The organism is Romboutsia sp. CE17, from assembly GCF_012317385.1.
GTDB lineage: Bacteria > Bacillota > Clostridia > Peptostreptococcales > Peptostreptococcaceae > Romboutsia_E.
In genome coordinates, this window is the sequence record NZ_CP051144.1 from 2,161,311 (window position 1) to 2,173,622 (window position 12,312).

The window sequence follows — 12,312 nt, forward strand, 5'->3', positions numbered from 1 at the left end:
TAATATAATTTTTTTAAACATAAAAAAGAGAATCTAGTAATTTAACTCACATAGATTCTCTTTTTATATTAAAATTTATTTTATTCTATAGCTAATTTATCTTTTATATTTTCAATTCCGTTGAATAAATAAACGGCAAATAATCCACTATATACAACCATAAATGTTGTTATAGCAAATGTAACTAATGTATCTAATATATTTACCAAAATATATCCATCAACAAAAGTACCTGGTGAGCATAAAATCATAATTAAGCCCATTATTATGCTGATAAATAAGTTAAAGATAAATATCTTCCATTTAAATCCTTTACTAAGATCTCTAGTTTTCTCTAAAATTTCTTTTGATGATAACTCTGGATTCTTACATAATACATAATTCACTGGTGCATACTTTAAGCTTATTATTATTCCTGGAATTATAAATAATATAAATCCACCTATAACCTTTAAAATTACTGTTAGATTTGCTTTAACAACTAATCCTAAAGATGCTCTTTCTAGTTTAGTATCAAATAATGACTCATATATACTATGATATAAATAATATGTTATTGTAGAAATAAGTACACCTATTACAAGAACAATAGCTATAAAAATTAATATTGCTATTATTATAATTGGAATTGCATATCCTAATAATCCTGCAAGTAATGTATCATCAGACTCTGATATATCAACGTCTTCATTATAGTACTCATCTTCATAGTATCCATCTTCATAAAATTCATCTTCATAAGCTAAATCTGAATATAAATCTGGAGCAAAACTTTCTTGTATTGTAAGACCACCAGAAAATATTGATATTATAATTCCTATTATCCAGATTTTTTTGTTTGTTTTTTTCAAAGCTAAAAAACTTTTTTCAATTAAGTCAAACAGTTTTATCTTCTTCATCCCATCCTCCTAATTTGTATCTTATATTAAGTATATCAATTCTAAAATCTAAAGTAAATATTTTCCATTTCCCATATCTTTACTATAAATATATACATACATTCCCCAATAATTTGCAATAAAAATTCGCTTCGCTCATGTCGCCAACGACTTCGTCCGTTGCTCAAAATTATTTTTTACGCTCAAAATTAGTGCATTGATATAAGTAGATTTGAGGGTTTATTCACAGTTTTTGAGATGATATAGTTTCCTTAAGCGTAAAAAAAGAGGTCTAAAAACCTCTTTTTTACTTACATATTAAAAGTCTTCTCTACGTGAGCTTTAATTTCTTCAGCAGTTCCCATAGCTAAAACTTCTCCAGCAAATTTCTTCATATCTTCATAACTAACAGAAGTTATTAACTTTCTTGCTGGAAGTATAGATATTGGTGACATAGAGAATTCATCAAGACCAAATCCAAGAAGTATTGGTATCATTCTTTGATCTCCTGCAGATTCTCCACACATTCCTACCCACTTACCTTCAGCGTGAGCATTATCTATAACAGTTTTTATAAGTCTTAGCACTGCTGGGTTAAATTGATTGTAAAGAGAACTTATCTTTTGGTTCATTCTATCAACTGCACAAGTGTATTGTATTAAATCATTTGTTCCTATAGAGAAGAAATCAACATGTTTAGCTAATATATCAGATATAACAGCAGCAGATGGTATTTCTATCATCATACCTACTTCTACATTATCCGCATAAGCTATTCCTTCTGATTTTAACTCTTCTTTAACTTCAGCAACTACTTCTTTAGCTGCTAATAATTCTTCTAAAGAAGATATCATTGGGAACATTATTCTTAAAGTTCCGTGTACACTTGCTCTATATAAAGCTCTTAATTGAGTTTTAAATATATCTTTTCTATCTAAACATATTCTTATAGCTCTGTATCCTAAGAATGGGTTCATTTCAGGTTCCATATCAAAGTATGGTAACTCTTTATCACCACCTATATCTAACGTTCTTATTACTATAGGCTTATTGTCCATTCCTTCTAAAACAGCTTTATAAGCTTCATATTGTTCTTCTTCAGTTGGGAATCCATCTTCTTTGTCCATATATAAAAATTCAGTTCTGTAAAGTCCAACACCTTCAGCATCGTTCTTTATAAGACCTTCAACGTCATTAGGACTACCAATATTTCCAGCTAACTCAACATGTCTTTTATCAGTAGTTTGTGATGGTTTTCCCTTTAACAACTCTAGTGACTTTCTATATTCGTCAAACTCATTTTTTAACTTTGTATACTTATCTATTGTTTCTTCATCAGGATTTAATATTACTTCCCCTGTATCCCCATTAAACACTATGTAATCTCCGTCATTTGCCTTAGTTGTTATATCATTTAAACCAACTACAGCTGCTATTTCAAGAGTTCTGGCCATTATAGCTGTATGAGAAGTTCTTCCCCCTATATCAGTTAAGAAACCTAAAACCTTAGATTTATTCATAGTAGCAGTATCTGAAGGAGTTAAGTCATGAGCAACTAAAATAACTTCTTCTTCTAAAGCTGCTAAATCAACGATTTTTACACCTAATAAATGTCTTATTATTCTATTAGTAACATCTTTTATATCTGCAGCTCTTTCTCTCATATACTCATTATCCATAGATTCAAACATGCCTACGAACATATCCCTTATTTCTTTTAAAGCATAGTCAGCATTAACTTGTTCATCTTTTATTTTAGCTTTAGCTGAGTCTATTAACTCAGGATCTTCTAATACTAATAAATGAGCTTCAAATATTTCTGCTTCATGTTCCCCTAGTTCAAGTAAAGCCTTTTCCTTAACCTTAGTTAATTCTTCTTTTGATACCTCAACAGCTTTATCAAGCCTTGCAACTTCTTCTTCAATATTAGATATAGACACCTTTTGTATCTCTAACTCTCCATGTTCTACAACTAAAACTTTTCCTATAGCAATCCCTGGAGATGCCCCTGTTCCTTTAAACATAGTAATATTCCTCCTAGTACAAGTTGTTATACTCTTATATACATACTCTAATCCATTTAGTTATTTTATTAACAAACATTGTTCTATATATACAATTTGAGTAAATAATGGAAAAGTAATTTATATTAAAGCATTTTTTAGCTAAATACAATATAAATTACATTCCATCACTATCTTACATACCCAAATAAAACTTTAAATAAAAACTTTTTATTCTCCAAATCCACTTTCTATTAATTCAACTAAAGTGTTTACTGCTCTTTCTTCATCTTCTCCATTTGCAGATATTATTAACTCATCACCTTTAGCTAATCCTAAACTCATTATTCCCATTATTGATTTAGCATTTACAGTTTTTCCTTTTGCTATAACTTCTACTGTAGATTTGAATTCAGAAGCTTTCTTAACAAACATTCCTGCTGGTCTAGCGTGTAATCCACTTGCATTTTTTATACTTACTACTTTTTCCATAGTTTAAACCTCCAAAATATTTATAATTAAAGTATTAGTTTTACTTTATTAGTTTAAGTATATTATTTATATATTAACCTTGGTTCTTAAAATCACTTATTATTTGATTTGTTAAAACCTTAGGCAATTTACTCTTTGGTATTGGCGTTATTAAGTGAACTTCGTTAATTTCTTCACTTTCCCTATTCGGTTTATAATTTTTATGTACTACATCTACCAATTTATTAAAATCATATAACTGCCTTCTATTAATACCGTTTTCTTGAAGCTTTTGTTCATACACTGCGTAAAATAAATCTTTATAAGAAAACTCTTTTGGTAAATTAAGAACTTCACCTAATTTAGGTATAATATTTTCTAATAATGTTCTACGTGATACATCTCTTTTTATACCTAGAGAATTACATAAATACTCAATAGTTTCTTTTTTTAAACTTATAAACTTATTAAAGCAATAGTCTTCATCAAATTTATAGTCTAAATTAAAGTAATACTTAACGCCTTCATATCTTTTAAAAACCTTCATAGTATCAAGATAACCTAAAAGCATATTTTTTTCAATATTTTCTTTATCTTTATTTAAAGAACCTCCTAATGGTTCTGAAGGTATTATAGTTGTTATATTAATACCTTTATCTAAAAATTTATTTACGTTCATATTTCCAATAAAGTCATCCATTAGTCTAATTACAACAATATCATTATAACCTTTATCGACTAAAAGCTTAACTGGTATATTATCAGAGAACATTCCATCTAAATAAAGTTTATCATCCATTTTCTCTAAATTAAAAATTGGTAAACTTGCACTAGCTATTAAATAATCTACTAATCTTCCCTCTGGAATATCCTCTATGTATAAATGGTGAGGATTAAACTTTTTATCCCAATGAACTGTAACTATTCCAAAGTCTCTATTAGAAGATCTAATAGCTTCTTCATTTATATTTTTTTCTAACATCTCTCTAAGAGGAGTTATATCGATACCTTGATTTTTTCTTGCTTTATTCATCAACTCTAAAACTATATTAAAGCTTTTCGCAGTAAAATCTAAGTCTTTGTATTTTTCATATGTATCTTCATCTATATTCATAAAACTTGAATAGTCATAATTTCTCCATATATCTTCCATTATTTCTATATCGTTTTGAATTATAAATGCTCCATTTAATGCACCTATAGAAGTACCTGTTACTCCTTGAAATTCAATTCCAAGCTCTCTTAAGGCTTTATATGCTCCTATTTGGTAAGCACCTTTGGTTCCTCCACCTTCTAAAACTAAACCTTTCATAATACCACCTATTTATCCTAGAAAGATATATACTTCCAAAAAATTTAATTATATTTTATCATAAAATTAAATTTAAAAATATATATCTTTCATATTTTTTAGTTTTAATCTAGCAATTTCCTTTTATTTTATAAGGTTTATATTTGAAACTATCTTTACAGATTTTAGAAATATTTTTTTCTCCATTGGTTTTAAAGACATTGCACTCATTAATGATTTTTTCTCATCAACTAAGTAAATTCTTTTATAGCCTGATTTTACAAACGCCATACATGTAGTTCTTATATCTTCGTTATCCTCACACTCGAAAACACTTGGAGTTACTACAAGATTATATTGTGAAAGCTTCATTCCTTTAGTAGAATTTTTATAATTAGCTAAGAACTCTCTAGCATCTTTTTTACTTATATATCCATTCACATTTACATAAACTCTTTTTTCATTTTCAGATACTCTTGATGTTATCATTGATTTGCCCCCTTAAAATGATATTCATTAAATTATATGAATTAAGAAGGCTATTAGTGAATATACTTTATATTTGCAAAGATTCTTTTATTAATTTATTAATTTCTTCTTCTAAAATACTTAACTTAGTCTCTAATTCATCTTCACTATACTTAGTATTTTTATTTTTTAAAATAAATATAATTTTTTTAGATAATTCTTCTATCTTTTTATAATTATTATCTTTAAATATTTTTATTTTCATAACTTTATTAGGATAATAATCGTATATATCTTTTCCCATACATTTTGCTATTATCTTAAAATATTTGTTGTATATATCAGAATTTAATACCCCTACTAAATATTCATTTGAAAACTCATTTTTATATTTTTCTTTTATAAAGAAAGAATATACATCCGCACTACAATATGAGTTATTATGGTCTATAGCAAATCTATTACACTTAGATTTATAAGGATACATTATCTTCTCTTGTTCAAAAAGATATTTTTCTCTTCCCCATTGTAATTCATACCACTTTCTTATATTTTTTTTGCACTCTCTTCTATTTTCAAGCTTCACTCTATAGGGTTCTATATATTTTTTTATTGTATTTTCGTAAATTTTCTCATCATCTATGTCATTAGAATATATCAATCTATATTTAGTATCATCTATTATATATTTTCTAATATTTTTATTTTTTACCCATACTTTTAAAAGATTTTTGGGTGCTGATATTTCATTACTATTTTCTATTATAAAAGCTTTATCACAACCAGTTATTATTCCTTGAAAGCTTGTAGCAATTTCATCTAATTCATACTTACATTTACACTGGATTTTTTTATAAAACTCTCTATCTTGAGGATTTGTAATTAGCCAATCCTCTTCTAATAAATTTTGATTAATATAAAAATTTTCAAAACTTCCCCCATTTATAAAAGAGCTTAAATCTTCTACTTCATTTATTTTAATATTTTCATCTTTTATTTTATAAATATTTATACTATGATTTTCTTTAAAATCCTTATACTTAATTGGTTTTAAAGTTACTATACACCCTGCTATTCCTATATTTTTAAAAATATTAGCTCCTAAAAAGTCAACAATTTCTTCTATATAGGAATTTTCTTTAATGTATTTTCTTAAATTTACTCCTGATGGGCTTTCTAAAAAATATCTTGGGGTAATCATAGATATTGTGCCATCTTTATTAATTAAATCTATTACCCTTTTATAAAAGCAAAAATATAAATCAGACTTATCTCGATAAACTGAACTATACTCTTTTAGTAGATATTTTTTATAATCTTTATCCAAAGACTTATGCCCAACATATGGTGGATTTCCCACTATATAGTCAAACTTAAAATCCCACTCTTTCTTTAATCCATCTTCACAATAAATATTTACACTATATTTAGTTTTATCCTCTTTTTCACTAGAATTCTTGTTACTTAAAGCATTTTTTAATATTTCTAAAGCTTTGTTGTCTATATCAACTCCAAAAATACAATTTTCTACAATATGTTTATGAATATTATCTATACACCAGTATTCATCATTATATTTATCTCTTAAATCATATATTTTCGATTCTATTAAATCATATAATATATCATAGGCTTCTAATAAAAAATTTCCACATCCACATGAAATATCTAAAATTTTAGGACATGGATTCTTAAGTATATCATGCTTTTCTAGAGTTTTTTCCATAATGTACCTAACTATTACCTTAGGTGTATAATAAACTCCATTAGATTTTTTCTTTTCTTCTTCTATTCCTTCTTCATAAATTCTAGATAAATAAAAATTATCTATTTCTAATACCCCTAGATTATTCTTCATATTTTCCTCCAAAATATGATTTGTCTTAAGTTTTACACTTCTATTATATCACATGATTATACCATTTTATTCCATCTCATATTTAGCCATTTAATTGTATCTTCAATATCATAGTCTTCCCCTAAGTTTTTTAAATACTCAAGAGAAGAAACATCATCCATTCCTATATCTTTATTCATTCTTGGATTTAATCTATAGTAATTATCATCTAGTAGTATCTTAGAAAATAACTGGCTCATCTGAGAGTTTCCTTCTAAAGTAATAGGTATTATAGGAAAATCTGGAGATTTATTAATAATCCAATCTATAGCCCCCCAATGAGTTGTGTCTTGCTTTATACTATTGTATAAATAGCCAGTACCAATTGAAAGTAATCTAATATTCTTTAAGTCTTTACCTAATTGTTGATCTAATGAATAAACAATTGTAGATAAGCTAGGATCACTTGCAATTAGGCCTCCATCAACATGACAATTGTAGGTAGGAAAAAAAACGGGTGCTGCACTACTATACATTGCAACATCAACTACCCTAGCATTTTCAGTAGGAGAATTAGGCAAATTATTATAAAATATAGGCTTCCACTCACTAGTTTCATTACCAATATACATACTCGGAATAACAACTAACTTACCTAAATCTTTAAGTCTTAAATTCTTAGGAAAAACACTTTGAAGTACCTCTTTAAGATTTTCATTATCATACTTAGGTCTTAATATTTCATAATAAGATTTATCAAAAATATGCTTAATATTTTTTTCTGAATACATCTCTTTAACCTCTCTAGGGCTGAGCCCATACGCTAATCCCAAAGCTATCAGACTACCTGTAGATGTACCACCAATCATATTAGTTTGCTTAAGAATATCGGGAAACTCATGTTGTATTTTCTCAAAAAGAGTAATACTCAAAAGTCCTCTAAGTCCACCACCATCAAAGTTTATGATATTAAAAGTAGAACTACTCATAAAACTCACCCCTAATAAATATAGCTACTTTAATATATATTACCTACACCTATTTTGTGCACACAAAAGTAAAGTAAAAGGATGCAAATATGTAAAAATGCCAGGCATTTGCAGTATTTTTTAACTGCATACCTGGCATTTTACATGTAGCATCCTAATAAAAATCTCAAACTACTTATTAGAATCAATATAAGATAGTAACCCTTGAGCTATACCTTCAGTAAATTCATTTAAGTAATTATCATCAGTTAATTTCTTTACATCTTCTGGATTAGTTATAAATCCACATTTAATTATAATAGCTGGAATAGTAGCCTCATTTAAAATACCAAACTTACCTATTCCTACTCCTCTATCTTTTACTTCTACGTAAGACGTTATAGAATCCTGAATAACTCTTGCTATATCACCAGTGTGGTATAATTCATCCTCTTTATAATAAGTCTCTATTCCTGTAGCTGGAGCATCTCCTGAATGAGCATTTAATTGTAAAGATATTATAAGGTCAGCTTTTTGTTTTTTTGCATCTTCTGCTCTTTCTTTAAAGCTCATAGTTTTAGAATCATCAGTCCTTGACATAATTACATTAACATCATCATAATTTGATAATTTCGAAGCTAGTTTTTTACCAATACCCAAAGTTATTTCCTTTTCGTATTTCCCTGTTTCTTCACTTTCCATTCCATTGTCTTCTCCACCACGACCTGGATCTATATAAACATTAAACTTACTCATTACTCCTTCATTTTCTGTAGATAAATCAAACTGTTTTTGTACTGGTTTAACCTCAGCATCACTAGTCTTTATAATCTTTGTACTTATACTTTTAACTATATTACTTACTCCACTAGTTGCTTTAAGCGTACCAAATCCAAGTAATACTATCCCTAATGCTAATACACTTAATTTCTTTATATTTACTTTTCCCTTATTAGATCTTTTATTGCTAGAATACTTAGATTTTTTTGTTGTACTTCTTTTATTTACAACTTTATTTGATGTAGTTTTTCTAGATGAATAACTTCTATTTGTTTTTTTCTTATTCAAATATGTTACATTATTTTTACCTTTATTATTTCTATAAGACATGTATTACCATCCTTTTACATTTTGTTTATAATATCCCTATTATTAAGTGTTATTTTAACATTCTCGTATGGTTCCTTCAATAATTTTCTAATTTATTTTATTAATAGTATAAGTAAAATACTACTTATATTGTAACATTTTCTTAACCTTTAATTTAGAATATATAGTAAAATATAATTATGACAAAAGATACGTATTTTGGAGGTAGGTAAATGAAAAAAGTTTTTTTAGTACTATCTTTAGTTCTAACACTAGGATTAGTTGGATGTTCATCTAAAGGTAGTTCTAACGAGTTCAAAAATGTTTCTGCTTCAGAAGTGGAAAAAGCAGTTAATTCTTCAGATGCCTTAGTTGAACAATCAATGAGCTTAGATATTAACGATTTTGAATACTTTAATGATGTTAAAGATTCAATTGAAGAAGGTTTCATAATAAGAGCTGCTATGAATGTTTTCCTAGAAGATGTAATCTTCATAAAAACTTCTGATTCTGAAAATGCAGATAAGGTTTTTGATGCTTTAGAAGGATATAAAAAAGATATGGTTGAAAGACCATTTGGTTCTGGTTATGGAAAAGAAGAAAATGCAACTAGAGCTGCAAACACAATCGTTGAGAAAAAAGGAAACTATGTGTATCTTATAGCTGCTGAAAATGCCGAAGATATACAAAATATTATAATAGATACTATAACAAAATAAGGAGATGATTAAAAATTAATGTTTTTAGTAGTATAGCATTTATTTTTTATTTTTTACCCTTAGTATTAATCTGTTATTACTTATCTCCCTATAGGCTTAAAAATTTAACTTTACTTATATTTAGTCTAATTTTTTATGCTTGGGGAGAGCCCATATATATATTTATAATGATATTCTCTATTTTTTCAGACTATATACATGCAATGATTATAGATAATAATAGAGGTAATATTAAATCTAAATTAGCATTAATTTCTTCAATTGTAGTAAATTTAAGCTTACTTACATTTTTTAAGTACAGTGATTTTTTAATATCAATTTACAATAATATTTCAAATAACAATCTTCCTTTGTTAAACTTAGCCCTTCCTATTGGAATTAGTTTTTATACCTTTCAAACAATGTCTTACTCTATAGACGTTTATAAAAATGAAGCCCCTGTTCAAAAAAATATAATCTCTTTAGCAACATATGTAACTCTATTTCCACAACTAGTAGCTGGACCTATAGTTAGATACTCTGATATTGCTAAAGATTTAAATTATCGTAAACATACTTTTGATAAATTTTATGATGGTACATGTAGATTTATAGTTGGGCTTTCTAAGAAGGTTCTTTTAGCTAATAACTTCGGAATTATTTGGTTTAACATAAAGAGTTTATCCTATGATAGCTTGTCTATGGGAACAGCTTGGCTTGGTATAATTTGTTTTACACTTCAAATATACTTTGATTTTTCAGGATATTCTGATATGGCTATTGGACTTGGAAAATTTTTTGGATTTGAGTTTTTAGAAAACTTTAATTATCCATATGTATCAAAATCAATAACTGAATTTTGGAGAAGATGGCATATTTCATTAGGCATTTGGTTTAGAGATTATATTTATATACCATTAGGTGGCAATAGATGTAATAAATCAAGATTTTTATTTAATATTCTTGTAGTTTGGTTTTTGACTGGACTTTGGCATGGTGCAAGCTTTAACTTTATAATATGGGGACTTTACTTTGGAGTTATATTAATAGTAGAAAAATTATTCTTATTAGAAGTATTAAAATCTATACCTAATATATTTAATCACTTATATGTAATAATTTTAGTATTAATAAGCTTTGTATTATTCGATATAACTGAACTTAATAGTGTATTTGATTACTATAAAACAATGTTTAACTTTAATAATGCACTTTTTGATTCTACTTTTTATTATTATCTAATTCCAAATATAGTTTTATTGATAATAGGAATTTTAGCGTCTACTCCAATTTTCAAAAATATATTTGAAGAATATACTTTATTAAAGTTTATAGTTTTAATGATTGGATTAATACTATCTACTAGTTTTTTAGTAGACTCTACTTTTAATCCATTTTTATATTTTAGATTTTAAGGTTCAGGTGATTTTATGAAAAAAAATAGTATACTTAAATTTTTAACAGTATTTCTTTTCTTAGGATTTATAATTATATTTCCAATAATAAATATAGTTACACCTGATAAAACAATCAGTACATTAGAAAATAAAATACTAACTCAACTTCCGAAAATTTCAATAGATAAAATAAAAACTGGACATTTTATGAAGACATTTGATGAATATACTTCAGACCAATTTCCTTTTAGAGAAAAATTTATATCTATAAAAAATAATTTTAGTTATGTACTTGGAAGCAGAGAATTTAGAAATATATATATAACAAAAAATGACAGGCTTTTAGAAAAATTTATTTTTAATACTAAAAATATAGATAAGAATATTTCCCAGGTAAATAATCTGACAGAAAAATTATACAAAAATTTTAAAATAAAATCTAAGGTTATGATAATCCCTACATCTACTGCATTTTATTATGATGAACTACCATCGTATGCAATAAATGATAGTCAAGAAAAAGCATTATCTTATATAGAAAATAAAATTACATCTTTTTACACACCATACAAGGTGTTAAAAGAAAATAAAGATAAATACATTTACTTTAACAGTGATCATCACTGGACTCAACTAGGTGCAAAATTAGCCTATAATGATCTATACAATAAGAAAAGTAGTACATCTAATAGCTATGATAATTTATTTGAAAACTATGTAGAAGTATCAAAAGATTTTTTTGGAACATATTACTCTAAAGCAATACTATCAAATATAAAAAGTGATACAATATATGCTTATAAAAATTACAACAACTTTAAAATGAACACAGATTTCACAAAAAACTACAACACCTTATATGGAGAAGAAAAATTAAAAGGTAAAAATAAATATCAATACTTCCTTCATGGTGACCCGGCATATGCATTAATAGAAGGAAACCAAAACAAAAAAGAGGAGATCTTAATAATAAAAGACTCCTTCGCACACAACTTCATACCATTTTTAACAGAGGACTATAAAAAAATACATGTAATAGACCCACGCTACTACGGTCTAAACCTAGAAAACTACTTAAAAGAAAATCCAAATATAAAAGAAGCCTTATTTATAAACAACATCCAAACTCTAAATGATGAAATATTTTATAAATAAAACAAATCACTATCAGTTGCAAGAGAGGAGATGTGAGAGTGCATCCCACTCCTTCTA

11 protein-coding genes are annotated in these 12,312 nt (G+C 26.6%); 3 read left to right on the plus strand and 8 right to left on the minus strand.

The window, feature by feature from the left end; all coding sequences use genetic code 11:
• Positions 1-80: 80 nt before the first annotated feature.
• The 8 genes from HF520_RS10345 to HF520_RS10380 form a co-directional block, all read right to left on the minus strand.
• Complete coding sequence (locus HF520_RS10345; protein ID WP_168573953.1) at positions 81-899, minus strand: DUF975 family protein; 819 nt, start codon at positions 897-899, stop codon at positions 81-83.
• Between the two features lie 290 nt (positions 900-1,189).
• The gene (ptsP, locus tag HF520_RS10350; protein ID WP_168573954.1) at positions 1,190-2,902 is read right to left on the minus strand and encodes a phosphoenolpyruvate--protein phosphotransferase; all 1,713 of its coding nucleotides are present in this window, start codon (positions 2,900-2,902) and stop codon (positions 1,190-1,192) included.
• A 210-nt stretch (positions 2,903-3,112) separates the two neighbouring features.
• Positions 3,113-3,373, minus strand: coding sequence for an HPr family phosphocarrier protein (locus HF520_RS10355; protein WP_168573955.1), 261 nt, complete (start codon positions 3,371-3,373; stop codon positions 3,113-3,115).
• Positions 3,374-3,446: 73 nt separating this feature from the next.
• On the minus strand, positions 3,447-4,664 hold the full coding sequence (locus HF520_RS10360; RefSeq protein ID WP_168573956.1) for a patatin-like phospholipase family protein: 1,218 nt from the start codon (positions 4,662-4,664) through the stop codon (positions 3,447-3,449).
• A gap of 123 nt (positions 4,665-4,787) precedes the next feature.
• On the minus strand, positions 4,788-5,132 hold the full coding sequence (locus HF520_RS10365; protein ID WP_168573957.1) for a hypothetical protein: 345 nt from the start codon (positions 5,130-5,132) through the stop codon (positions 4,788-4,790).
• A 67-nt stretch (positions 5,133-5,199) separates the two neighbouring features.
• Positions 5,200-6,969: an Eco57I restriction-modification methylase domain-containing protein gene (locus HF520_RS10370; protein ID WP_168573958.1), complete on the minus strand. Its 1,770-nt coding sequence runs from the start codon at positions 6,967-6,969 to the stop codon at positions 5,200-5,202.
• Positions 6,970-7,025: 56 nt separating this feature from the next.
• Positions 7,026-7,937 (minus strand): patatin-like phospholipase family protein, encoded by a 912-nt coding sequence (locus HF520_RS10375; protein ID WP_168573959.1) that lies wholly within the window; start codon positions 7,935-7,937, stop codon positions 7,026-7,028.
• Positions 7,938-8,108: 171 nt separating this feature from the next.
• Positions 8,109-9,026, minus strand: a complete 918-nt coding sequence (locus tag HF520_RS10380; protein ID WP_168573960.1) for an N-acetylmuramoyl-L-alanine amidase family protein — start codon at positions 9,024-9,026, stop codon at positions 8,109-8,111.
• A gap of 212 nt (positions 9,027-9,238) precedes the next feature.
• On the opposite strand from HF520_RS10380, the gene HF520_RS10385 reads away from it, so the two are divergent.
• From HF520_RS10385 to HF520_RS10395, 3 genes are all read left to right on the plus strand, one after another.
• Positions 9,239-9,724, plus strand: a complete 486-nt coding sequence (locus HF520_RS10385) for a DUF4358 domain-containing protein (RefSeq protein ID WP_168573961.1) — start codon at positions 9,239-9,241, stop codon at positions 9,722-9,724.
• 167 nt (positions 9,725-9,891) lie between these two features.
• On the plus strand, positions 9,892-11,118 hold the full coding sequence (locus tag HF520_RS10390) for an MBOAT family O-acyltransferase (protein WP_243155144.1): 1,227 nt from the start codon (positions 9,892-9,894) through the stop codon (positions 11,116-11,118).
• A 15-nt stretch (positions 11,119-11,133) separates the two neighbouring features.
• On the plus strand, positions 11,134-12,255 hold the full coding sequence (locus HF520_RS10395; RefSeq protein WP_168573962.1) for a DHHW family protein: 1,122 nt from the start codon (positions 11,134-11,136) through the stop codon (positions 12,253-12,255).
• Positions 12,256-12,312: the final 57 nt, after the last annotated feature.